Below are 22964 nucleotides of genomic sequence, written 5' to 3' on the forward strand. Positions count from 1 at the left end.
GGGCCGCGGGTAGAACTCCTCGGCGACGGTGCGGACGCCCTGCACGAGTTCGTCGATGTAGGCGCGTTCGCCGTGGTCGTCGATGTAGCGTTCGGGCGTCTTGTTCGTGGACAGGATCATGTGCTCCGTGCGGAGCAGGCCGACGCCGTCGGCGCCGGTCGCGGCGGCGCGTTCGGCGGCCTCCGGGATGGAGACGTTGACCTTGACTTCGGTGGCGGTCATCGGCTTCACTGGGGTCTTCGGGCGCGCTTCCTCGATGGGCTGGCGTTCCTCCTCCGGCTCCGTGCGGCCCTCGGTGACGGTGCCGCGGTCGCCGTCCAGCGTGATGATCTGGTCGTCGTGGAGCGTGTCGGTGGCGTCGGACGCGCCGACGACGGCCGGACAGCCGAGTTCGCGGGAGACGATGGCCGCGTGGCTCGTCATCCCGCCCTCGTCCGTGACGATGCCGGCCGCGCGCTTCATCGCGGGCACCATGTCGGGCGTCGTCATCTCTGTGACGATGATGTCGCCCTCGCCGACCTTGTCGAGCTGGTCGAGTTTGGTGACGACGCGCGCCGGCCCGGACGCGATGCCGGGGCTGGCGCCGAGTCCCTTCACGAGTTCCTCGCCGCTTTCCTCGGTGGTTTCGGTCATGTCTTCGTCCTCGTTGATGGTGGTGATCGGGCGGGACTGCAGCATGTAGATGTCGCCGTCCGTCATCGCCCATTCGACGTCCTGCGGTTCGCCGTAGTGGTCTTCGACGCGTTCCCCGATGGTGACGAGGGCTTTGATCTCCTCGTCGGAGAGCACGCGGCGTTCGCGGCGCTCGTCGGGGACCTCGCGTTCGACGGTCTCCCCGGTGTCCTCGTCGCGGACGTGCATCACTTTCTTGTCAGCGACGGCGACATCCTCGACTTCGCCGCTGTCCCGGTCGACGTGGTAGTTGTCCGGCGACACGGCCCCGGAGACGACGGCTTCGCCGAGCCCCCACGCCGCCTCGATGATGGCTTCGTGGGCGCCCGTCGAGGGGTGACTCGTGAACATCACGCCGGACTTCTCGGCGTCGACCATCTTCTGGACGACCACCGCGATGTCGACCTTGCGGTGTTCGAAGCCCTGTTCCTCGCGGTAGTAGATGGCGCGCTGCGTGAACAGGGACGCCCAGCAGCGCTTCACGCGGTCGATGAGGTCCTCGCGCGTGATGTTCAGGAACGTCTCCTGTTGACCGGCGAAACTCGCGTCCGGCAGGTCCTCGGCGGTCGCGGACGACCGAACTGCGACGAAGGCCGTCCCGTCGTCGAGTTCGTCGTACGACGAGAGGATGCCATCGCGGATTTCCTCGGGAAGTTCCGTGTTCAGAATGAGGTCCTTGGCGGCGGCTTCGGCGTCTGCGAGCGCGCCGGAATCCTCGGGGTCGACGTCGACCGCGTCGAACAGTTCGTCGTCGATACCCGCGTTCTCGATGAACCGCCGGTAGGTTCCGGCGGTCACGACGAAGCCCGGCGGGACGGGCAGCCCGGCGTCCGTGAGCTCGCCGAGCGACGCGCCCTTGCCGCCGACACTCTCGATGTCGTCGGCTCGTATGTCCTCCAGCCAGCGTACAGCCATGTGGCAGGTAAATACACCAGTAAGCCGCATAAGTAGATTGCGAACCCCTCTCCCGCAAGTATTTCCAAACTCGATTTCGAGTACAGATTTGCCCGAGGCTGGCGGTCGACGTCGCGGGTCGTCCGGGCGGAGGTTTTTAATCGCCGGCTTACATCCCCCCGGGCATGGACGCGAAACGCGCTGCCGTACACTCCAGCAAGTACTTCCTGATCACGACCCTGTTCGCGGTGGTGGGACTCGGGTTTGTCGCCGCGGGCGCCTACCTGAGCCAGCCGGTACTCGAAACGGAGACGCCGCAGGCGATGCTCTCCGCGCTGATCCCGGGGCTCGTGCTTGCGGTCGTCGGCCTCGCGGTCTACCGCTTCGGGAAGGCGTGGGCGCTGTACAAGACGCTGACCGCGGCCAACGAGGAAGCGCTCGCGGACACGTTCGACACCCAGCGCGTCAAAAGCGACATCGTCAGCGTCGTCGACGACCGGCTCTCGGACATGCAGACGGAACTGCAGTCCGCGAACCGCGAACTCAGGAAGCTCCGCGAGGACGAGCCCTACGACTTCTCGAATTCGAGTACGTCCGCGAGCAGGACTGAGTCGTCCGGGAGGACAGACAGCGAAAGCACGGCCGAGTCCACCGGGGGTTCCGAGTCGGTCGCATCCGAGACGGAGTTCGAACCCGCCGAACCGTCCACCGATTCGGGCGCCGAGAAGTAACGCGCGGGCGCCGACGAGCCCGCGTCTGCGGGCGTACGACCCGATCTGAGGGTTCACGCCCTGCTATGTGGGTTCAGGCTCAGCGTCTGCCCCAGGTCGCGTCCCGGTTCTGCATTCTCTGCTGCTTCCATTGCGCCGTCTCTGCCACTTCACTTTCCCACTCTCCGGTGCTTCCATTGCGCCCTCTCTGCTCTCGGCTCCCCTCTGGGCCTCAGGCTTCGAGGATGTCGTCGCTTTCCGCCGCGGGAACCCGGAAGGTGCCGTCGTGCGTCTCGACGGCCGTCCCGCCCACACGGGGTGCGTCGCCGTCGTTGACGCGAACGCGGACGCGCCCCGGTCGGTCGACGAAGTGCCCCTGCTCGAACACCATCTCGTCGTCGATGTCCCCGCCGAACGCATCGAAGTGGTCGAGGTACGCGCCGTCGCGCCGCTGGCGGTGCCGGTGACGGGGTCCTCCTCGACGCCCGCGCCCGGCACCCACGCGCGACCGTGGAGCGTCGCGTCGCCGTCCAGGGTGTCGAAGGAGAACGCGTAGACGCCCGTCGCGTCGACCTGCTCGGCGAGCGCTTCCACGGCGTCGAAGTCCGGATTGGCGGCGCCGAGGTCCGAGAGGTACGTCACCGGCGCGACGAGGAACGGCAGCCCCGTGGACGCCACCGCCAGCGGCAGGTCGTCGCTCGCGCCGCGCAGCGCCTCCTTTGACAGGCCGGTCGCGTCAGCGAGCGCTCTAGCGACGTCGCTCCGACCTCGGACGGCGTTCGTGGTCGATCCAGACCGTGCCGTCGGCAGTCACCTCGACGTCGAGCACGCCGACGTTCGTCTCCAGGGTGTGTTCGCCCGCGTCGATGCGGCCGTCGGCGAACAGGTGCGCGTGACTCGCGACGGTCGCGTGCCCGCAGAGGTCGATCTCGGTGGTCGGCGTGAAGTACCGGAGCCGCCGGTCGGCGTCCGCGCTCTCCCGCACGAACGCCGTCTCGCTGGCGCCCAGTTCCGCCGCCACGGCCTGCATCTGGTCGTCGGTCAACCCCTCCGCGTCGGGCACGACGCCCGCCGCGTTCCCCGCACACGGCTCGCCCGTGAACGCGTCCACGAGCAGCGCCCGCGTCTCTGTCATGCTCCCGCGTTCACGCTCCCTGGTGTTGCGTGTTTTCCTTCCCGGTGTGGGGTCGCCCGGTGTGGGGTCGCGGCACCCCCGGCCAGCGCGTTCTTCGCTCACTCGGCCAGCCAGCCGGCGAGGTCCGAGACGACGGCTTCGTCGACGCTCCCGGGTTCGAAGTACTCGTTCGGATTCGGCTCACCCTCGCCCGCGATGAACAGGTGGTTCAGGCTCTCGTAGCGGCGCGTGTAGTCGTCGCCGAGCGCGTCCCGCCACGCCGGAAAGTCCCGTTCGGGGCTGACCTGGTAGTCGCGGCCGCCCTGCAGAGCGTAGACGTCCGCGGACAGCGATTCCGCCGTTGCCACCGGTTCGTAGTCGGCGACGTCCCGCCAGAACGACGCGCCCCAGTCGAATCCGCCGTCCTCGTAGTCGCCGCTGGCGAGTCGCTGGGCGGTCGTCTCCGCCTGCTCGATGCGCTCGCGCTCCGCGTCCGTCGTCTCGCCGTCGAGTTGGGCGAGATACCGCAGTTGCTCCGGGACGAGTTCGTACAGCGGGCGCGAGGCCGCGGCCAGCAGGAACGCGTCCGCGCCGCCGTCCTTCTTGGCGATTTTCGGCGCTGCGTACGCACCGAGGCTGTGCCCGACGACGGCCGTCCGCGAGACGCCTGTCTCGTCGCGCAGGCGGCCGAGCGCGGTCAGTGCGTCGTCGACGACCAGCGCGTCGAACCCGAGGTCGGCGGTCGCCACGTCGCAGGCGTACGTGCGCTTGTCGTACCGCAGCACCGTCACCCCCTCGGTCGCCAACCCCCACGCGAGGTCCTTGAACGGCTTGTTCGGACCGATCGTCTCGTCGCGGTCGTTGGGTCCGGAGCCGTGCACGAGCACGACGCCCGCGTCCGAGCCGTCCGTCGGCGTCGTCAATACCGCGCCGAGGTCGCAGGCGGGCGACTGCAGCGACAACTCTCGCTCCTCGAAGGCGGACTGGTCGGCGTACCCGGGCGGCGAGTACGCTTGCTGGAGCGGCACGAACTGGAGACCTTCGATCGCCGTCCCGTCGAAGACGACCTGCACGCCGAGCACGCCGGCCTCGAACTGCGCCTGGACCACTACCCTGTCGTATCCGCCTACGGGGTCCCGGGTCGTCCCCGAAATCCCCTCGAAGCGCCCGAAGTCGCCGACCGTCTGCTCCCAGTCGGACTGTAGTCGAGACGCCGAATACTGGCTCCGGACGTTCGCCGAGAGCATCTCGAACGCCGTCTCGTACTCGCCGCCTCCGAGGCGCTGCACGAGTTTGATTGCCCGCTCGCGCTGGGCCGCCGGGTCGGTAGTCGTCTGTCGGGTCTCGGTTGCCGTCGTCTCGGTGGCTGTCACCTCGGCGGTCGTACCGGCCGTCGTCTCGTCGCTGGTCGTCGCTCCGTCGCTCCCACTGGAGCAGCCGGCGAGCGCGGCGATCGCCGTCGCGCCCGCGGACTGGAGAACGCGCCTTCGGGTCCGGCCGGACCGGTCGTCCAGTCGCTTCGGGGACATGTCTGGTGGATGGCGGTAGTCGGACTTGAAGGTTTCCAGAACCCGGATTCGGCAACGACGGTGACACGTTCCGCGACCTCGGCCCCGCCTGTAAACCGTTAAGTAGCGACGTGTGCGACTCCCAATACGCAATGAGCGACCTCCCGGACGAGTTCAAGTGCACTATCACCAACTGGGAGTACATCTACGGTCTCTGTCGCGACGTCAGCGACGAGGTCAAGGAGTCCGAGTTCGAGCCGGACGTCGTGGTCGCGCTGGCGCGCGGCGGCTGGTTCGCCGGTCGCTGCCTGTGTGACTTCCTCGGCCTCGACGACCTGACGAGCCTCAAGATGGAACACTACGTCGGCACCGCCGAGAAGTCCGGCGAACCCGAGATCCGGTACCCGATGCCCGAGGGCTCCGTCGAGGACAAGAACGTCCTCATCATCGACGACATCGCGGACACCGGCGGCTCCATCCAGCGAGCCCACGAGTACGTCCAGGACCGGTCGGCAAACGAGATCCGGACGGCCACCCTCCAGTTGCTGGGCACCAGCGAGTTCGACCCGAACTACGTCGGCGAGTACCTCGAGGACTGGACGTGGGTCGTCTACCCGTGGAACTTCATCGAGGACATGGTCGACCTGCTCTCCGGGGTCATGGAGAAAGACGACGACGGCCCGTACACGCGCGATGAGCTCCGGGACCTGCTGGCTTCCTACCACGGCATCGACCGAATCGGGATGGAGATCGCTCAGCCCGACCGGCTCGACGAAGTCCTCGAGGAGATGGTGCGCCGGGACGTCCTCGTGAAGGCGGGCAGCGACGAGTGGAAGCTCCGCGTCGATGCCTGACCCCGACGTCGACGCACTCCTCACGGCCTACCGACTGAAGGACGAGGGGCGGACCGGCTGGGAACTCCGGAACGTCGACGACCCCGAGTCCGTCGCCGGCCACTCCTGGGGCGTAGCGCTGTTGACACTCGCGTACGCCGGCGACGCGGGTGTGGACGCGGACCGCGCGCTCCGCCTCGCCGTCCTCCACGACGTCGGGGAGGCCGAACTCGGGGACGTACCGACGCGCGCCGACCCGAACCACCAGCCAGACGTGTCTCCCGAAGAGAAGGAGCGCCGTGAGCGACAGACGGTCGAGTCGCTGGCCGCGGCGCTCGGCGACGACCTCTTCGACGACTGGGACGCATACGAGCGCCGCGACTCCCCGGAAGCCCGGTTCGTGAAGGACATGGACCTCGTGGACATGTGCGTGCAGGCGCTGTACTACGAGCAGGAGCGCCGCTACGACGCCGACGCTGACGCCGCGTTCACCGAGTACGACCGCCTCGACGAGTTCTTCGCCACCGCGGACGGCAAATTCAGTACCGGGGTCGGCCGCGACCTCTACGAGCGCGTACGAGCGGTCTACGACGCCGAGAAACCCTGACGGCGGCTCGGTTCTCGGGCCAGCGGACTGGTGTCGCCGCCCGCGACGCGGAGCGCATCGTTTAGGTATGTCGCCCCACCACGTCGTCACATGATCGGCTTCATCGGTGGCTCGGGCATCTACGAGGCGCTCCCGCTGAACAACGTGAGCGAAGTGGAGGTGTCGACGCCGTTCGGCGACCCGAGCGCACCAGTGACGGTCGGCGAGTTCGGCGACACGGGGACCGAGGTGGCGTTCCTGCCGCGGCACGGCCCCGACCACCAGCGCTCCCCGACGAACCTCCCGTACAAGGCGAACATCTACGCGCTCAAGGAACTCGGCGTCGAGCGCATCCTCGCGTCGAACGCCGTCGGCAGCCTCAGGGAGGAGTTGCCGCCGCAGACGCTCGTGGTGCCGGACCAGATTTTCGACCGGACGAAACACCGCGACTCGACGTTCTTCGGCGACGGCATCGTCGTCCACCAGCCGTTCGCGGACCCCTACTGCCGGCACATGGTCGAACACCTCCACGAGGCCGCCAGCGAGGCGACGGACGCGAAGACCCAGGAGGGCGGCACGTACGTCTGCATCGAGGGCCCGCAGTACTCTACGCGCGCCGAGTCGGAGTTCTACAAGAGCCAGGGCTGGGACCTCGTCGGCATGACCGCCATCCCCGAGGCGAAACTCGCGCGGGAAGCGGAGATGTGTTACGCGACGGTGGCGGGTGTCACGGACTACGACGTCTGGAAGCAGGACAGCGAGGTCACCCTCGAGGAGGTCCTGGAGAACGCCGCGGAGAACGAGACGGCGATCAAGCGGACCGTCGAGCACGCCATCGAGACGCTGCCCGAGGAGCGAGACTGCGACTGCGGGCACGCCCTCGAGGGTACCGTCAACACGCCGACCGAGGCCGTCCCCGAGGACACGCGGGAGCGCGTGGACGCGCTCGTCGGCGACTACCTCTGAACGGGGCGACGACCACCGCTGTGCCGGGTAGCGACCAACTCTGGTGCTGTGCCGGGTAGCGACCATCTCTGATTGGAGCAGCGGCCGGTCGCTGAGTGAGTTGCTGCCGTCCGTGTCCCGGCAGCCGGTCTGCGCGACCCGGTCCAGTCCGCCCGCTCACAATCGCTGGTCGACCCGGGAGCGTTCGTTTCTGAGTACGAATATTATCGTAAGATTCGCCCCAACATACCCAAAATGTAAATACTACTCTCACGTTTGTAACACTGTACTATGGGGGAACACGCGGACGTCGAAGCGTTCTCGAACGAGCTCGCAGCACTGAAACGCGACGGGTGTAACGTCCTCGTCGTCAGCGACGCTGCGGGCCGCGGGCCAGCCTGCGAGCGACTGCTCGGCGCGCCCGAACTCGACCGCCGCCACGTGTTCCTCTCGACGTCATCGGACGTCTCCACCGTTCTCGACCGCCACAGCCCCCGTCGCACCGACGCTTCGACGCTCGGCGTCGTCGACGCCACCCCCGAACACGGGACGCGGTCGGCCGCCGCGGCGTCCGCGCAGTCGGACGGCGCGTTCTCCGGCACGCTGTCGTCCACGCACGGGGCGTGGTACGACCGCGTCGACGACTTCACCGACTTCGAAGCACTGACCGCCGCGACCAGGGACGCCCTCGACCGCGTCGGCGCGGACGCCGAGAGCCCCGGGGAGGTCAGGCTCTGCGTGGACAGCCTCGACCCGTTCTTCCAGGCTGCAGCGGCCGGCGACGTGACCGAGGAGGGGCTGTTCAGGTTCCTCCACATCCTGACGAGCGCCGTCCGCGAAGACGACGGCATGGGCCACTTCCACGTGTCAGCTGGGGCCGACGACGACCTGCTCGCCACGTTCGAACCGCTGTTCGGTGCGACGCTGTCCATCGACACGAGCAGCCCCGGGACGACACGCCAGCGCTGGACGCTCCACGAGTCCGGCCGCGTCACCGACTGGTTCGAGTTCTGAACGCGGTCGCTGCTCACCTCGAAGACCCCGTCGTTCGGCGAATAGCCGTTCGGCGAATAGTCAGTCGGCGGGCGCCGGCTCGGGGTCCTCCGCTTCGACGTTCTCGCACACCCAGAGGTCGCCGAACAGTTCGTCCTGTTCGAGCGTGAGCGCGCCGCGGTGCGCGAGGAACAGCAACGCCAGGAACGTCTGGACGCGCGACCCGCCGGCGCCCGCGATCTCCTCGTAGAGAACCTCCGTGCGGCCGCCGTCGTACTTGTCGTCGAGGACCTCGCGGACGTCCGCGATGGTGGCCTCGATGTCCTCCGCGTGGGCGTTCCCGAGCGCCTCCTCCGCGGTGGGTTCGTCGTCCATCCGGAACTCGTCCCCAGAGTGGTAGTCCAGTTCCTGGACGCCGCGCCGGAACCCGGTCGGGGAGTCGGAGGTGTCGTAGCTCCGGGACTCCTTCCACCACGACCCGCGCTCGGCGTCCCGGAGGTCCCGCACGAGCTCTTCGAGGGTCTCGGGGTTGCCGCGAGCGTGCTTGCGCTCCAGGCGGCGGTCCATCTCGTGTTCGAGCGCGTTCACGGGGTCGTAGGCCGGCTGTCCGTCCTCGTTCATCTCCGCGGGCGGCGCCTCCCAGGGCTCGCGGTCGAACTCGTCCTCCTCATCGGGTTCGTCCTCGCCGACGTCCAGCATCACGTCGCTTTTCATGCGCAGCAGGACGCTCGCGTAGAACAGCGCTCGGCCGGACGTCCGCAGGTCGGCCTCGTCGAGCGCTTCCAGGAACTTGTCCGTCACCGCGACGATGTCGATGTCCCACGGCTCGATTTCGCCGTTCTTCGCGAGCTGCACGAGCAACTCGACGGGTTCGACCTCGTCCTCCGGATCGGGTTCCGGTTCCGCGGGCGACTCCGCGATCAGTTCCGCCGCGGTGTCCGGCGTCTCGGTGTCGGTCGTCCCGCTGTCCGCGGCGCCGTCGTCACCACCGGCCTTGGTCGCACCGGCCGCGACGCCGCCGTCTGGTTCGGCGCTTTCGGCGTTATCTGCGCTCTCCACGTCCTGGTCGGCCCCGCCGCCTTCGCGTTCCGCCTTCCGCTCCTCGTGGCCCGTGATGTCCAACGGAATGTCGTCGTCAGTCACGCCCGCTCACCCCGGACCGGCAGCCAGGCTCAGTCATTCGCGACCGCCCCCTGCGCCGACAGGTCGATGCCCGTCACGACGCTGCGGTTGTCCTCCTGCATCGTCACGCCGATGGCGCGCTCCGAGCGGTCCAGCATCGCCGAGCGATGGCTGACCACGACGAACTGCGCGTCCCCCGCCAGTTCGTCCACGAGCTCGCCGACCCGGTCGGCGTTCACCGCGTCGAGGAACGCGTCCACTTCGTCCAGCGCGTAGAACGGCGCCGGGTTGTGCCGCTGGATGCCGAAGATGAACGCCAGCGCGGTCAGCGACTTCTCCCCGCCGCTCATCGCATCCAAACGCTGTACGGGCTTGTCCGCCGGCTGGGCCTTCATCGTCAGTCCGCCATCGAAGGGATCCTCGGGGTCCTCCAGTTCGAGTTCCCCGGTGCCCGCGGACAGCCGCGAGAAGATGCGCTGGAACTGGTCGTTGATGGCCTCGAAGGCGTCCATGAACGTCGACTTCTTCTGTTTGTCGTACGTGTCGATGCGCTCCTGGATGCCGTCGCGTTCCTCCACGAGCGTCCCGCGCTTGTCCTCGAGTTCCTCGAGGTCCGCCTCGACGTCGTCGTACTCCTCGATGGCCAGCATGTTCACCGGCTCCAGGGCCTCCATGCGGCGCTCGAGGCGCGCGACGTTCTGCTCGACCTCCGCGAGGTCCGGGACCTCCTCGGGGTCGTAGTCGCCGACCGCCTCCTCCAGGTCCTCGATCTCCTCGCTGAGCCGCGACTCGGCCTTCCGCAGGCTGTTCAGGCGATTCTCGACCTTCTCGACTTCGTTGGCTTGCTCGTCCCGGGCGTCCTTGGCCTCGCGCAGCTCGGTCTTGAGGTCCTCGCGTTCGCCTTTCAGTTCCGCGAGCTCCTCCTCGAGTTCCGCGACGGCGTCCTCCTTCTCGGCCAGCGTCTCCTGCTTGGCTTCGATGTCGTCCTCCAGCTCGCCGATTCGTTCCTCCTGCTCGGCCTTCCTGTTCTGCGCGGCCTCGATGTCGTCGTGGAGGTCCTCGACGGCGTCCTCGGCGTACTCCTTCTCCAGCTGGAGGCTGTTCAGTTCGCCGTCCACCTCGTCGACGCGGTCCTCGAGGTCAGAGATGGTCGCCTCGATGTCCTCTTTCTGTGCGGTGAGCTCCGGGATGCGGGAGTCCGCTAGTTCCGTCTCCAGGTCCTCGATGTCGGCGTTCAGCTCCGCGATGTCGTCCTGCTTGGCCGCGATGTCGGACTCGATGGCCTGCATCTCCTCGTCGACCTCCTCGCGTTCGGCCTGCAGTTCGTCGATGCGCTCTTCAAGTTCGTCGATGCGCTCTTCGGCGTCCTCGCGGTCGCTCTCGGCCTGCTCGATGTCGTTCTGGATGGACTGCACCTGCTCGCTGGCGTCCTGCCGTCGGTCGCGGGCGTCCTCCAGGCGGTCGTCGATTTCGCGGACGTCATCCCGGATGTCCGCGCGCTCGTCCTCGAGGCGCTGGATGCGCTCGGCCACCCGCTCCAGTTGGCCCTTGCCGGACTTCGAGAACGAGTACCGCGACCCCGACCGGCTCCCGCCGGTCATCGCGCCGGACTTCTCGATCAGTTCGCCGGACAGCGTCACCAGCCGGAAGTCCCCCATCAGGTCGCGGGCGGTCTCCATGTTCTCCACGACCAGGGTGTCCCCGAGGACGTACGAGAAGATGGGCGCGTACTGTTCGTCGAAGTCCACGAGGTTGTACGCGAAGTCCACGACGCCCGGGACGCCTGGCGCGCTCGGCAGCGACCGGTTCTGCATCTTCGTGATGGGGAGGAAGGTCGCGCGGCCGGCGTTGCGCTGTTTGAGGTACTCGATGCAGCGCTGGCCGACGCCGTCGTCGTCCACCACGACGTTCGCCAGGCGGCCGCCGGCCGCCGTCTCGCAGGCGGTCGCGTACTGCTCGCCGACGCCGCCCAGTTGGGCGACCGTACCGTGAACGCCGTCGACGTCGCTGTTCAGAATCGTCGACACCGCCTTCCCGTAGGAGCTATCGCCGGACTGGTCGGCCTGCGCCTCCAGGCGCGCGTACTCCTCCTGGGCCGCCGAGAGGTCGTCCTCCACGTCGTCCAGGTCGTCCTGGCGCTCGCGCTTCTCCTGCTTGAGGTCCTCGACGACGTCGACGATCTGCTCGCGGTTGCGCTTGGCTTTCGTCAGTTCGTCCGCTAAGTCCTCGAGTTCCGCGTCCAGTTCCGGCAGCCGGTCGCGGGCCGCCGAGAGGTCGTCTTTCGCGTCCTCGACGGCCTTCGAGCGGCGCTTTGCCTCGTCCAGCAGGCGGTCCTGCTCGCGCTGGAGGTCGTTGCGCTCGCTCTTCGCGGCCTCCAGTTGCTCTTTCTTCTCCGCGAGGTCGGCTTTCAGTTCGTCGAACTCCGTGTCCACGGACTCGATCTCTTCCTGGACGTCCGCCAGTTCGACTTCCCGCTCCTGGATGTCCGCCTTCACGGACGCCTTCTCCACTTTCAGGTCCTTGATGTCGCCCTCAAGTTCCTCTATCTGCTCCTGCTTGCGGTCGATCTCCACGAACGACTGGCGGCGCTCGTTCTCCGCGTCCTCGATGCGATCCTCGCAGGCCTCGACCTTGTCCTCGAGCCGCGAGATGTCGCCCTTGATCTCCTCCATCTCGCGCTTGATGGCGAGCTGTTCGTCCTCGCCCTTCCGCTCGATCTCCGCGTTCAGGTCCTCCAGGTCCTCCTCGAGGCGCAACACGACGCCGCGTCGGTCGTCGAGTTCCTCCTGTAGCTCCGCGAGTTCGTCCTCGCGCTCGGCGATGTCCCCGCGGGTCGCGTCGAGGTCCTCGCGCTTCTCCTCGAGTTCGGCGGCCTTCGCGTAGCTCTCGTACTCCTGTTTCTCCTCGCGGAGCCCCTTGTACTCGAGTGCGGTCTCCCGCTCGTCCTGTAGTTGGTCCAGCCGCTCGCGCTTCTCCTCGATGCGGAGGTCGGCCTCGTTGATGCGCTCCTCGACGACCTCCAGTTCCTCGAACGCGTCGGCCTTCTTCGCGTCGAACTCCGCGCGCCCGCGATTTCGTCGATGATCTCGCGGCGCTCGCCCGCCGTCATGTTGATGATGCCGGTGACGTCGCCCTGCATCACGACGTTGTATCCCTCCGGCGCGACGCCCGCTTGCGCGAGTAAGTCCCGGATGTCCGAGAGGTTCACCGAGCGGCCGTTCAGGTAGTAGTACGAGTAGTAGTTGTCGTCCGTGCGCTTCACGCGGCGCTTCACCGTGATGGTGTCGACGTCGCCGACCTTGTCGGAGCCGGCGGCGGCCTCCACCTGCGAGCGCGACAGCGCGCCCTCGGCGTTGTTCAACACGACTTCCACGCTCGCCTCCCGCGGGCCCGTGGTTTCGTCGTCGCCCTCGTGGCTCGGATTGTAGATGAGGTCAGTGAGTTTCTCCGCCCGCATCCCCGACGTGCGGGCCAGACCCAGCGCGAACAGCACGGCGTCGATGATGTTCGACTTCCCGGAGCCGTTCGGTCCGCTGATGGTCGTGAAATCCTCGTAGAACGGTATCCTCGTGGTACCTGCGAAACTCTTGAAGTTCTCGAGGACGATTTCCTCTATGTACATGGGGGGCGGGGAGTCCGGTTACGCGACGATGATGTCGTCGATCTCCGACTCGTCGTTGTCGTCCCCGTCACTGCCCGCACTCTTAGTCGCTTCGCCTCCCTCCGCGGCGGCGTCGTCGGCGGCTTCTCCGACCGGCCGCTCGTGGGCTTCCCGGAGTTCCTCGGTGCTCGGCGAGTGGTCGAGTTCCTCCTCCAGCATCCGGATGCGTTCGCTGGCGTCGACCAGTTCCTCGGTCAGTCCGCGCACGGTCGCTTCCAGTTCCTCGACGCGCCCCTTGAGTTCCGCGACGCGCTCGCTGTCCTCAGTCATGGCTTGTGAACGGGGCGCGAGGCGTATAAGTCTGGGTCGGACGAGCGTCAGACACTCGCCGCCTGCGGTCGCGTACGCGGTCACTCGCGGACGTACAGGGACGCGACGAGCGCCGCGAGGCCGGCGAGTCGGAACACCTGTTCGACGATTTCGACGAGCAGTCTCGGCGTGACGTGGACCGAGTCCCCCAGCGCCGGCCGGACGACCGTTCCCCACCCGAGTGCGACCACGGTGGGCGCGACGAGTAGCAACAGCAGTCCGGCGCCGAACAGCAGCATCGACCGGTCGCCGTGCTGGCGGTACGCGACGAACGACTTCCCGGCGAGGAACAGCGTCGCCAGTAGTCCGAGCAAACCGAGTCCGGAGTTCACCCAGACGAGCGTCTGGTGCGTGCTCATTTGACGTCCCTCCAGAGCGCGCGCAGGCGTTCGGCGGCCTCGTCGCGGTCCGCGTAGTCGACGGTGGCCTGGAAGCCGTCCGGGGTGACGCGGACGGCGAGGCGTTCGAGGCGCGCGCGGTACTCGGCGTAGTGGTTGCCGTCGTCGTCGGTGCGCGTGACTTCCGTGAGGAAGCCCGCGTCCTGGAGGTCCGCGATGCGATCGTAGACGGTCGATTCCGCGGCGTCGATTTCCGCGGCGACTGTGGGCGCTGTCATGGGTTCGGTCGTCGTGGCGATGAGGATGGCGCGCGCGTACTCGTCCCCGAGCAACGCGAGGGCGTCGTCGGGCGGCGGTGCATCGCTCACGGCCGTCGTTTCAATCGCGCTACCTAAAAGCGCTGGCCGCAGTCTGCGAGTCGCGGAACGCGCCACCGGGCGCCGCGGCGCGTCGCGCCGCGAGCGCCGGACGTTCGCGGGCACGCAGACGTAATGCTTTCATCACCGTGCCCCGAACCCGGATGCAATGAGCCAGCAAGTCCAGGAGCGGGACCTCGCGGCCGTCATCGGCCTGGAGGTCCACGTGCAACTCGAGACGGACACCAAGATCTTCTGTGGGTGTTCGACGGACACGGGGGACGCGGAGCCGAACACCCACACGTGTCCGGTCTGTCTCGGCCTGCCGGGCGCGCTCCCGGTGTTGAACGAGGGCGCGGTGGAGGCCGCGGTCAAACTCGGGAAGGCCATCGACGCCGACATCCCCGAGCGCACGCGCTTCCACCGGAAGAACTACTTCTACCCCGACCTCCCGAAGGGCTTCCAGATCACGCAGTACGACGCGCCGGTCTGCCAGGACGGCCACCTCGACGTCGCCGTCGAGGACGAGCGCCGCACGATCGGCATCGAGCGCGCGCACCTCGAGGAGGACCCGGGAAGCCTCCAGCACGTCGGCGGCAGCATCGACACGGCCGACTACACGCTCGTGGACTACAACCGCGCGGGCACGCCGCTGATGGAAATCGTCACGCGCCCGGACTTCCGGGACGCCGACGAGGTGCGGGCGTTCCTCGCGAAACTCACTGACGTCCTCGAATATCTCGGAATCTTCGACGCTGAGCGCGACGGCAGCCTGCGCGTGGACGCGAACATCTCGATGGTCGACGCCGATGAAGTGGGGTCCGGCGGCGAGGTCAGCGACGACGTGCTCGAGACAGCGAACCGCACGGAAGTGAAGAACATCTCCAGTCACAAGGCCGCCGAGAAAGCCCTCGCCTACGAGATCACACGCCAGCGAAACCAGATCCAGCGCGGCCGCGAGGTCGAACAGGAGACCCGCCACTGGGACGAGGCCCGCGGCATCACCGTCTCGATGCGCTCGAAGGAGGAGGAGAAGGACTACCGGTACTTCCGGGAGGCGGACATTCCGCCGCTGGAGGTCTCGGACTGGAAAGCGAAGATTCCGATTCCGGAACTCCCGGACGCGCGCCGCGTGCGCTTCCGCGAGGAATACGACCTCGGCGCCGAAACGGCGTCGAAGCTCACGTCGCGGAAGGCGGTCGCGGACCTCTTCGAGGAGATGGCCGACGAGTACGACTCCGGCCTCGCGGCGACGTGGGTCGCGGACAACATCCTCGGCGAACTGAACTACCGCGACCTCGACGTGAGCGACGTCGCGGAGCGCTTCGACGAGTTCGAGCGCCTCATCGAGCTCGTCGCCGAGGACGAGATCACCGCGAAGAACGCCGAGGAAGTCGTCCTCCGGCAGCTGCTCGACGAGGGCCGCAACCCCGACGAAATCGTCGAACGCGAGGCCCTCGGGAAAACGACTGGCGGGGCGGTCGAAGCAGCCGTCGAGGACGCAATCGAGGAGAACCCCGACGCAGTCGAGGACTACCACGCGGGCGAGGGCGGCGCGCTGAACTTCCTCGTCGGGCAGGTGATGCAGAAGACCGGCGGGAGCGCCGACCCCGGCCAGGTCAACGAACTGCTGCGCGACGCACTCGAGTAGCCGGTCGGCTCGGTTTCGACGCGGACCGCCACGTCTTTCTATCGCGTCACGAGACCGACCAGTATGCGCTACGAACTCCGCGAGGAACTGCCGACCGTCCAGCAGTTCCAGGCGTTGCGCGACGCCGCGGGCATGTCCGAACGGTCCCGGGAGGGCGTCGAGCGCGGGCTCCCGAACTCCGTCTACGGCGTCACGGTCGTCGAGGTGTCCAGCGGCGACGTCGTCGGGATGGCACGCATCGTCGGAGACGGAGGCTCCGTCTACCACATCTGCGACATGGCCGTCCACCCGGACCACCAGCGCCGGGGACTCGGCTCCCGGATGATGGACGCGATTATGGCGTACGTCGCGGAGCACGCGCCCGAGAACGCGTACGTGAACCTGATGGCGGACGTCGACGGGTTCTACGAGCAGTGGGGGTTCGAGGAGACGCGCCCCGCGTCGAAGGGGATGTTCTACCGGGCAACGTAGGCCGCCCTCACCGCCGGGGGCCGTCAGAGCTCGGTGTCGATGGCGTCGTGGTCGATGACGTACAGCACGCCCAACAGCGCGAGCGACCCGCCGGCGACGACGAGCACGCCAGTGTGAAACAGGCTGCCGTCCGCGGCGGAGGCGGTGCCGAGTCCGTTGACCAGGAGAGACGCTCCGAGCGCGATATTCCCGAGGCCGGCGAGCAGTCCCCAGCGGACGCCGTCAACGACGCCGGCTGCGAAGAACAGCACGCCGGCGACGGCGAGCAACCCCATCTGGACGCCGAGGAGGAGTGGCGGCACGCCGCTGACGACGAGCGCGCCGACGGCAGCCACGAGCAGCGCTGCACCGAGCCACTGGGTCAACGAGCGTTGATTCACGATAGCGTCTTCACCAGTCGCTGTCATAGTAGTACGGACTCCGTGTCGCACTGCGCTGGGCCGAACCGTCGCGACCGGGAGACATCGGGTCGCGTATTCCCACACCCCGTTCCGGGGCTCCTACACAACGCCTCGGGCCGGGGGCTCCTACACAACGCCTCGGGCCGGGGGCTCCTACGCAATACTTCGGGCGGGGGACTCCTACACATCGACTCGCGAGCACGAGCGCGGCGTACGCACGCGCCTTGTCCCCGTGCTTGCTGGCGGTTTTCGCTCCCGAAATCTTTACCCACGGTTGTAGCGTAGCACCTCCAACGACCACCGCTGCCGGTGGAGGTACACCGTGGAACTCATCGTCACTGAGAAGAACAACGCCGCGCGACGCATCGCCGACATCCTCTCGGAGGGTGGCGCAACCACCAGTACGACCGCTGGGGTGAACGTCTACGAGTGGGGCGGCCGCCGCTGCATCGGGCTGTCGGGGCACGTCGTCGGGATGGACTTCCCGCCGGAGTACTCCGACTGGCGGGACGTCGAACCCGCCGAACTCGTGCACGCCGACGTCGTGAAGGAGCCGACTCAGGAGGACATCGTGAACGCCCTCCAGCGGCTCGCCCGCGAGGCCGACAACGTCGTGATCGCGACTGACTACGACCGCGAGGGCGAACTCATCGGGAAGGAGGCGTACGAACTCGTCCGCGAGGTCAACGACGAGGTGCCCGTCCAGCGGGTGCGCTTCTCATCCATCACGGAGAACGAGGTGCGGTCGGCGTTCGCGGACCCCGACGACATCGACTTCGACCTGGCTGCCGCGGGGGAAGCCCGCCAGATCATCGACCTCGTCTGGGGCGCGGCGCTGACGCGGTTCCTGTCGCTGTCCGCGCGCCAGATGGGCGAGGACTTCATCTCCGTCGGCCGCGTGCAGTCGCCGACGCTGAAGCTCATCGTCGACAAGGAGCGCGAGATCGAGGCCTTCGAGCCCGACGACTACTGGGAGCTGTTCGCGGACCTCGAGAAGAACAGCACCGAATTCGAGGCGCAGTACTTCTACGAGGACGAGGACGGCAACGAGGCCGAGCGCGTCTGGAACGAGGACGACGCGGAAGCCGCCTTCGAGACGCTGCGGGAGGCCGGCGAGGCCGTCGTCCAGTCGGTGTCGCGGCGCACCCGTAGCGACGACCCGCCCGCGCCGTTCAACACCACGCAGTTCATCCGTGCGGCGGGGTCGCTGGGGTACTCCGCGGGGCGCGCGATGAGCATCGCGGAGGACCTCTACACGGCCGGCTACATCACGTACCCGCGGACGGACAACACCGTCTACCCCGACGACCTGGACGAGCGCGAACTGCTCGGCGAGTTCGCGAACACGGTGTTTGGCGACGACGCCGAGTCGCTGCTCGACCAGGACAGCCTGTCGCCGACGGAAGGAGACGAGGAGACGACCGACCACCCGCCGATCCATCCGACGCCGGACTTCCCGGATCGGAACAAGCTCTCCGAGGACGAGTGGGAGGTGTACGAACTCGTCGTGCGGCGGTTCTTCGCGACGGTCGCGGAGAACGCCGTCTGGGAGCACCTCCGCGTGGTCGCGGACGCCGACGGCGAATCCCTGAAGGCCAACGGGAAGCGCCTCGTGAAGGCGGGCTACCACGAGGTCTACCCGTACTTCAACACGAGCGAGAACTTCGTCCCGGACGTCGACGAGGGCGACGAACTCGCGCTCTCCGACGCCCGCCTGGAAGCCAAACAGACCCAGCCGCCGCGCCGATACGGGCAGAGCCGCCTCATCGAGACGATGGAGTCGATGGGCATCGGCACGAAGTCCACGCGCCACAACACCCTCGAGAAGCTCTACGACCGCGGGTACATCGAGGGCGACCCGCCGCGGCCGACGACGCTCGCGAAGGCGGTGGTGGAGGCCGCCGAGGAGTACGCGGACCTCGTTGTGAGCGAGCAGATGACCAGCGAACTGGAGGCGGACATGACCGCCATCGCGGACGGCGGGAAGACGCTCGCGGAGGTGACCGAGGAGTCCCGCGAGATGCTCGACCGCGTGTTCGACGAACTCACCGACTCCCGCAACGAGATCGGCGAGCACCTCCGGGACAGCCTGAAAGCGGACAAAACTCTGGGCCCGTGTCCGGACTGCGGGGACACGCTGCTCGTGCGGCGGTCCCGCACGGGGTCGTACTTCGTGGGCTGTGACGGCTACCCCGAGTGTCGGTTTACGCTGCCGCTGCCGTCGACTGGCGAACCGCTCGTCCTCGAGGAGACGTGCGACGAGCACGACCTCCACGAGGTGAAGATGCTCGCCGGCCGGGATACGTTCGTCCACGGCTGCCCGCTGTGCGCCGCGGAGGAAGCCGACGAGAGCGAGGACCGCGTCATCGGCGCGTGTCCCGACTGCGGTGACGAGGAGGGCGGCGAACTCGCAATCAAGCAGCTCCAGACGGGGAGTCGGCTCGTCGGGTGTACTCGCTACCCGGACTGCGAGTACTCGCTGCCATTGCCGCGCCGCGGCGACATCGAGGTGACCGACGAGTACTGCGACGAGCACGATCTCCCGGAACTCGTCGTGCGCGACGAGGGCGAAGACGAGCCGTGGGAACTCGGCTGCCCCATCTGCAACTACGAGGAGTACCAGCAACGACAGCGCCAGCGCGGCCTCGAAGCGCTGAACGGCATCGGCCCGGCGACCGCCGAGAAACTCGAGGCGGCGGGCGTCGAGACGGTCGGCGACATGGCGTCCGCGGACGCGGAAGCGCTCGCGGAGGAGGTGTCGGGCGTCAGCGAGGAGAACGTCCGCGAGTGGCAGGCGCAGGCGGACTGAACGCGCGAACCTTGCGGCTGATGGGCAGGTCGGTGGCGGTGGTCAGATTTCTCTGATATCGGTGCTCCCGCAGGCCGGACAGTTCGGGCGCCGGCGCTCGTACTCGGCCGTGCAGACGCCGCAGACGAACGTCGTGGTCGAGTCGGTGGTGAGGCGTCGAAGGAGCCGGTCGAGAGACCTCATGCTAGATAATAACACGCAATGCTAGGGAAAATAGATTCCGGACCGGCTGACTACCGCTGACACGGCAGCCCAGGGCCGCTGGACGAAGATGGTGTGGTGGAGGCAACGTAGTGCGGCGAAGCGAGTAAGTGCCCGCCCGCGTAAGTCTCGAGTGTGCGTCTCGACGACTACATCGAGGGACTCCAGCCGGACGAGGCCGCCGAGCGGCGGCGCCTCGCCGACGAGAAGTCCTACGAGATCCTGGACTACCTCGACGACGTCGAGTCGGGCATCGAGTCCGCGGTGCAGGGCGACTCGCTGGTCGGCGCGACGGCGCCCTCCGTGTTCGTCGGGCGGTCGTCGTACCCGAACGTCTCCGCGGGCATCCTCTCGCCGGTGGCGGGGGACGCCGACCCGGAGGAGTTCGCGACGAGCGGCGAGTGGTACCAGCGCGGCCTCGACATCGGCAACGTCCTCCAGTACCGGACCGGCCTGCTGAACTCGCGGCGCGCCGCGAACGTGAACGTCCACGACGTCTGGGACGGGTTCGTCGGCACACAGCGCGAGGTGGCGATGGCCGACCGGCCCGTGGACGTCGAAATCGGGCTCTCGGACACCCCCGACTTCGACCCGTCTGAGTACACGAACCCGGTCGCGAACGCGCCGTCGGGCCCGAACGCCACCGCGGAGTCCGCGGACCTCACGGAGAACCCCCACGTGCCGCGGTACGTCGAGAAGACCCTGGAGGACGACGACTGGGCGGCGGAGGGCGCGATGACGTACCTCTACCGCCGTGGCCTGGACGTCTACGAGATCAATCGCGTGCTCTCGGTGGGCGCGCTCGGGCAGTCCGAGCACCGCCGCCTCGTCCCGACGCGGTGGTCGATCACGGCCGTCGACGACACCGTCGGCCAGTTCCTCCGCGGGAAGATCCGGGACAACCCGAGCGTGAACCAGGTGACAGTCCACGTCAACGAGTACATGGGCAACCGCTACTGGGTGGTGCTGGCGCCCGGCCAGTGGGAGTACGAACTCGTGGAGATGAAGGCGCCGGGCAGCATCTGGAACCCGGACCCCAACGACGACATCTGGATGGGGTCGGCCAGCGAGGGGTACGAGGGCCGCACGGGGTACGTCGACGAGACGGCGGGCGCGTACTACGCCGCGCGCCTGGGCGTGCTGGAACATCTCGATAGCGTCGGCCGGCAGGCGAAAGCCCTCGTTCTCCGGGAGGTCAGCGACGACTACTGGGCTCCCGTCGGCGTCTGGCAGGTCCGGGAGAGCGTCCGGAACGCCTTCGACACCGAACCCGGGCAGGCGGAGTCGTTCCACGGCGCGGTCCGCGAGGTGTCCGACCACCTTCCCGTGTCACTCGCCGACCTCCGGCGGAAGTCAAGCATGGTCTCGGGCGTGCAAAGCGACCTCTCCGAGTGGGGCTGAGCGTCGCTCACGGCCAGGGTTCCGACCCTCGTGGGGTCGTGATACTTATCATGTCGGTTTGCGTACTGTCGGGTATGCCGGTCCTCGCAGCCAGCGGCCTCCCTGGTCTGATGGAACTCGCGGTGATTGTCGCGATGTTCGTGCTCCTGGCGGGAGTCGTGTACGCGGCCGTCGTTCTCGGCCGCGAAGTGGTGGGGTCGTCCAGCGCCGACGACGCCGATCGGGTGGCGGAACTCGAAGCCAGAGTCGACGAACTGGAGTCGAAACTCGCTGAGAGGGAGTTCAACGACGACCCCTGACCATCGCGTGGGTTCGCGCCCGCTGTCGCAACCGTTGGGCGCCCGTGGAACTCGGGTTCCCCGGTGCCGGAGCCCGTGTCTTTTTCGCCGCCGCCCACTAATCCGGAGTCATGAGTTCGGACACTGCCGGCCGGCCGCGACTGCGCGCGGTCCTCGTCGCCTTCGGTCTCGCCCTCCTCGGTTTCGTGCTCGTGTTGCCCGCTGGCTTCGTCGTCTCGGGCGTCTACACCGCCGCCTTCGGCGCAGAAGTCGACGACGTCGCCGCGCTCGGCATCTCGATGATCGCGCTGCAGGGAATCGCGTTCCCGGTGACCGCGTGGCTGTACGTGCGCCGACGCGGCCTGTCGTGGGAGTACATCCCCGTCGCGGCGCCGGACCTCCGCGACATCGCGTACGTGGTCGGCGGGTTCGTGTTCGCGTTCGTCGCCGCGAACGTCATCGGCGGGGCGCTCATCACGGTGTTCTCCACTGAACCCGCACAGAACACGGGTGCGACCACCGCGCTGGCGAACCCGGAGATCATCCCGTACCTGGCCGTCCTCCAGATCCTGCTCATCGGCCCGGGCGAGGAACTGCTGTTCCGGGGGGTCATCCAGACCCGGCTGCGGGAACAGTTCGGCGCGTGGCCGTCCATCCTGCTGGCGTCGGCCGCGTTCGCGCCGCTGCACATCTTCGCGCTGTCGGGCGGCCCCGCCGCGGCCGCCATCACGATCAGCATCCTGTTCGTGCCGAGCATCGTGTTCGGGTACCTCTACGAGAAACGACAGAACCTCGCGGTCCCCGCGCTCGCCCACGGGTTCTACAACGCGACGCTGTTCGGACTGATGTACGTCGTCGTGAAGTACGCGCCGGAGACGGCGTCGGAGGCGGCGGCGCTACTCGGTGTCTGAGGATCGGCGACTTCGGTCGACTGCCAGGAATGCTGCGGTTGTGTAGTCGCCTGCCCGCAATCCCTGCGGCGGAGCCAGCCAGAGTACCCGGGGACGGGGGTTACAGCCACCCGTCCGGGAGTTCGTCTTCGTGGCCCGTCAGTAGCTCCAGGAGCGGCCGGATTTCGTCGAAGTTCGGCCCCGTCGTCACCTGGTGGTGCTCGCGGTTCCACTCGATGAACCCGTCGTCGGCGAGTTTGGGGAGGTGGACGTGGTGCATCGACACCAGTTGTTCGACGGCGTCGTTGTCCTCGCTGGACCCGGGAACGACGACGGGCGTGTCGTCCTGGGGGTTGTGTTCGAGCAGCGACAGTAGTAGTGACCGTCGCTGAACGTTCGCCAGCACGTCCAACACGTCGTCGAAATGGACTTCCTCCCTCGAGTCCTGCATGTTCGATACAGGGTCCAGAAGTGTATAATTACACAACACTTTCCGCCTGCGAGTTCTTTTGATTAATCGGGTGACAAACAACCGGGGACGCACTGGCTGGTGAGTCGCCAGTTTCACACGGACCGGCTCGGGCCACACCACTTGGGGCCGCTACTGCGGGCTAGTTTAGCCCACGAGGCGGGGGTGATTGGCCCGCCCTCTACCGACTGCCACTCCGACGGGAGCGCCGCCGGATACGTCTGGCAGTCGAACGGCAACGCTCCGGTCACGCCTGCCAGTCGAATGACTCGTTGTCGCACTCGTCGCCGCCGTCCGCCACCGCCGGTTCGCCGCTCACGTCGCCCGCCGAGCCGCCCGCGGCGTCGGTGAC

20 protein-coding genes and 2 pseudogenes are annotated in these 22964 nt (G+C 67.7%); 11 read left to right on the forward strand and 11 right to left on the reverse strand.

The annotated features are described in order from the left end of the window. Positions 1-1587 (reverse strand): phosphoenolpyruvate synthase (gene ppsA, locus GRX66_RS05760; protein ID WP_159525689.1); only part of this gene is annotated, 1587 nt, incomplete at its 3' end. Positions 1588-1751: 164 nt separating this feature from the next. Between ppsA and GRX66_RS05765 the strand changes: the two genes are divergently transcribed. Beyond that, positions 1752-2297: a hypothetical protein gene (locus GRX66_RS05765; protein WP_233745336.1), complete on the forward strand. Its 546-nt coding sequence runs from the start codon at positions 1752-1754 to the stop codon at positions 2295-2297. Positions 2298-2508: 211 nt separating this feature from the next. Here the strand turns inward: GRX66_RS05765 and GRX66_RS05770 are convergent. Beyond that, a pseudogene (locus GRX66_RS05770) lies at positions 2509-3411 on the reverse strand (PhzF family phenazine biosynthesis protein). Positions 3412-3509: 98 nt separating this feature from the next. Next, positions 3510-4919 carry an alpha/beta fold hydrolase gene (locus GRX66_RS05775; RefSeq protein WP_159525690.1) on the reverse strand — a complete coding sequence of 470 codons (1410 nt, stop codon included), beginning with the start codon at positions 4917-4919 and terminating at the stop codon, positions 3510-3512. A 131-nt stretch (positions 4920-5050) separates the two neighbouring features. Between GRX66_RS05775 and GRX66_RS05780 the strand changes: the two genes are divergently transcribed. The 4 genes from GRX66_RS05780 (at position 5051) to GRX66_RS05795 (ending at position 8276) form a co-directional block, all read left to right on the forward strand. Continuing rightward, a complete protein-coding gene (locus GRX66_RS05780; protein WP_159525691.1) occupies positions 5051-5752 on the forward strand; it encodes a phosphoribosyltransferase in 702 nt (233 codons plus the stop codon). After that, entirely contained in the window at positions 5745-6338 is a 594-nt protein-coding gene (locus tag GRX66_RS05785) for an HD domain-containing protein (protein WP_159525692.1), read from the forward strand. The genes GRX66_RS05780 and GRX66_RS05785 overlap by 8 nt, the downstream gene beginning before the upstream one ends. Before the next feature lie 90 nt (positions 6339-6428). Next, a complete protein-coding gene (gene mtnP, locus GRX66_RS05790; RefSeq protein ID WP_159525693.1) occupies positions 6429-7283 on the forward strand; it encodes an S-methyl-5'-thioadenosine phosphorylase in 855 nt (284 codons plus the stop codon). A 270-nt stretch (positions 7284-7553) separates the two neighbouring features. Continuing rightward, positions 7554-8276, forward strand: coding sequence for a DUF7504 family protein (locus GRX66_RS05795; RefSeq protein ID WP_159525694.1), 723 nt, complete (start codon positions 7554-7556; stop codon positions 8274-8276). Between the two features lie 60 nt (positions 8277-8336). On the opposite strand, the gene GRX66_RS05800 is transcribed toward GRX66_RS05795, so the two are convergent. The 5 genes and pseudogenes from GRX66_RS05800 to GRX66_RS05820 all read right to left on the reverse strand — a co-directional run bounded on the left by GRX66_RS05800 (position 8337) and on the right by GRX66_RS05820 (position 14053). After that, positions 8337-9398, reverse strand: coding sequence for a ScpA family protein (locus tag GRX66_RS05800; protein ID WP_325063978.1), 1062 nt, complete (start codon positions 9396-9398; stop codon positions 8337-8339). A 29-nt stretch (positions 9399-9427) separates the two neighbouring features. After that, a pseudogene (gene smc / locus GRX66_RS05805) lies at positions 9428-12999 on the reverse strand (chromosome segregation protein SMC). A gap of 18 nt (positions 13000-13017) precedes the next feature. After that, a complete protein-coding gene (locus tag GRX66_RS05810) occupies positions 13018-13308 on the reverse strand; it encodes a DUF7518 family protein (protein WP_159525695.1) in 291 nt (96 codons plus the stop codon). 80 nt (positions 13309-13388) lie between these two features. Then, positions 13389-13706 carry a hypothetical protein gene (locus GRX66_RS05815; protein ID WP_159525696.1) on the reverse strand — a complete coding sequence of 106 codons (318 nt, stop codon included), beginning with the start codon at positions 13704-13706 and terminating at the stop codon, positions 13389-13391. Continuing rightward, positions 13703-14053, reverse strand: coding sequence for a helix-turn-helix domain-containing protein (locus tag GRX66_RS05820; RefSeq protein WP_159525697.1), 351 nt, complete (start codon positions 14051-14053; stop codon positions 13703-13705). Before GRX66_RS05820 ends, GRX66_RS05815 begins: the two co-directional genes overlap by 4 nt. Positions 14054-14210: 157 nt before the next feature. Between GRX66_RS05820 and gatB the strand changes: the two genes are divergently transcribed. Both gatB and GRX66_RS05830 read left to right on the forward strand, forming a co-directional pair. Continuing rightward, entirely contained in the window at positions 14211-15692 is a 1482-nt protein-coding gene (gene gatB / locus GRX66_RS05825; RefSeq protein WP_159525698.1) for an Asp-tRNA(Asn)/Glu-tRNA(Gln) amidotransferase subunit GatB, read from the forward strand. A 63-nt stretch (positions 15693-15755) separates the two neighbouring features. Continuing rightward, on the forward strand, positions 15756-16163 hold the full coding sequence (locus GRX66_RS05830) for a GNAT family N-acetyltransferase (protein ID WP_159525699.1): 408 nt from the start codon (positions 15756-15758) through the stop codon (positions 16161-16163). Positions 16164-16186: 23 nt separating this feature from the next. Here GRX66_RS05830 and GRX66_RS05835 read toward each other — a convergent pair whose 3' ends face one another. Then, positions 16187-16543, reverse strand: coding sequence for a hypothetical protein (locus tag GRX66_RS05835; RefSeq protein WP_159525700.1), 357 nt, complete (start codon positions 16541-16543; stop codon positions 16187-16189). A 343-nt stretch (positions 16544-16886) separates the two neighbouring features. Here GRX66_RS05835 and GRX66_RS05840 point away from each other — a divergent pair, with 343 nt between their 5' ends. Then, complete coding sequence (locus tag GRX66_RS05840) at positions 16887-19373, forward strand: DNA topoisomerase I (RefSeq protein WP_325063979.1); 2487 nt, start codon at positions 16887-16889, stop codon at positions 19371-19373. A 42-nt stretch (positions 19374-19415) separates the two neighbouring features. On the opposite strand, the gene GRX66_RS05845 is transcribed toward GRX66_RS05840, so the two are convergent. Further along, entirely contained in the window at positions 19416-19556 is a 141-nt protein-coding gene (locus GRX66_RS05845) for a hypothetical protein (RefSeq protein ID WP_159525701.1), read from the reverse strand. 153 nt (positions 19557-19709) lie between these two features. Here GRX66_RS05845 and nreA point away from each other — a divergent pair, with 153 nt between their 5' ends. The 3 genes from nreA (at position 19710) to GRX66_RS05860 (ending at position 22164) form a co-directional block, all read left to right on the forward strand. Further along, positions 19710-20975, forward strand: a complete 1266-nt coding sequence (nreA, locus tag GRX66_RS05850; RefSeq protein WP_325063980.1) for a DNA repair protein NreA — start codon at positions 19710-19712, stop codon at positions 20973-20975. A gap of 74 nt (positions 20976-21049) precedes the next feature. Continuing rightward, entirely contained in the window at positions 21050-21274 is a 225-nt protein-coding gene (locus GRX66_RS05855) for a preprotein translocase subunit TatA (protein WP_159525702.1), read from the forward strand. A gap of 110 nt (positions 21275-21384) precedes the next feature. After that, on the forward strand, positions 21385-22164 hold the full coding sequence (locus tag GRX66_RS05860) for a CPBP family intramembrane glutamic endopeptidase (protein WP_159525703.1): 780 nt from the start codon (positions 21385-21387) through the stop codon (positions 22162-22164). A gap of 100 nt (positions 22165-22264) precedes the next feature. Here GRX66_RS05860 and GRX66_RS05865 read toward each other — a convergent pair whose 3' ends face one another. Continuing rightward, positions 22265-22594, reverse strand: coding sequence for an ArsR family transcriptional regulator (locus tag GRX66_RS05865; protein ID WP_159525704.1), 330 nt, complete (start codon positions 22592-22594; stop codon positions 22265-22267). Between the last annotated feature and the right edge of the window lie 370 nt (positions 22595-22964).

Source organism: Halobacterium bonnevillei, from assembly GCF_009831555.1.
Taxonomy (GTDB): Archaea; Halobacteriota; Halobacteria; order Halobacteriales; family Halobacteriaceae; genus Halobacterium; species Halobacterium bonnevillei.

What these genes read in the sequence shown, in the direction of transcription:
- GRX66_RS05845 (WP_159525701.1), bottom strand. Translation starts at nt 19,556, where the DNA reads ATGAGGTCTCTCGACCGGCTCCTTCGACGCCTCACCACCGACTCGACC.
- GRX66_RS05780 (WP_159525691.1), top strand. Translation starts at nt 5,051, where the DNA reads ATGAGCGACCTCCCGGACGAGTTCAAGTGCACTATCACCAACTGGGAG.
- GRX66_RS05795 (WP_159525694.1), top strand. Translation starts at nt 7,554, where the DNA reads ATGGGGGAACACGCGGACGTCGAAGCGTTCTCGAACGAGCTCGCAGCA.
- GRX66_RS05785 (WP_159525692.1), top strand. Translation starts at nt 5,745, where the DNA reads ATGCCTGACCCCGACGTCGACGCACTCCTCACGGCCTACCGACTGAAG.
- GRX66_RS05765 (WP_233745336.1), top strand. Translation starts at nt 1,752, where the DNA reads ATGGACGCGAAACGCGCTGCCGTACACTCCAGCAAGTACTTCCTGATC.
- GRX66_RS05865 (WP_159525704.1), bottom strand. Translation starts at nt 22,594, where the DNA reads ATGCAGGACTCGAGGGAGGAAGTCCATTTCGACGACGTGTTGGACGTG.
- mtnP (WP_159525693.1), top strand. Translation starts at nt 6,429, where the DNA reads ATGATCGGCTTCATCGGTGGCTCGGGCATCTACGAGGCGCTCCCGCTG.
- GRX66_RS05860 (WP_159525703.1), top strand. Translation starts at nt 21,385, where the DNA reads ATGAGTTCGGACACTGCCGGCCGGCCGCGACTGCGCGCGGTCCTCGTC.
- GRX66_RS05855 (WP_159525702.1), top strand. Translation starts at nt 21,050, where the DNA reads ATGCCGGTCCTCGCAGCCAGCGGCCTCCCTGGTCTGATGGAACTCGCG.
- GRX66_RS05810 (WP_159525695.1), bottom strand. Translation starts at nt 13,308, where the DNA reads ATGACTGAGGACAGCGAGCGCGTCGCGGAACTCAAGGGGCGCGTCGAG.
- GRX66_RS05815 (WP_159525696.1), bottom strand. Translation starts at nt 13,706, where the DNA reads ATGAGCACGCACCAGACGCTCGTCTGGGTGAACTCCGGACTCGGTTTG.
- GRX66_RS05830 (WP_159525699.1), top strand. Translation starts at nt 15,756, where the DNA reads ATGCGCTACGAACTCCGCGAGGAACTGCCGACCGTCCAGCAGTTCCAG.
- gatB (WP_159525698.1), top strand. Translation starts at nt 14,211, where the DNA reads ATGAGCCAGCAAGTCCAGGAGCGGGACCTCGCGGCCGTCATCGGCCTG.
- GRX66_RS05775 (WP_159525690.1), bottom strand. Translation starts at nt 4,919, where the DNA reads ATGTCCCCGAAGCGACTGGACGACCGGTCCGGCCGGACCCGAAGGCGC.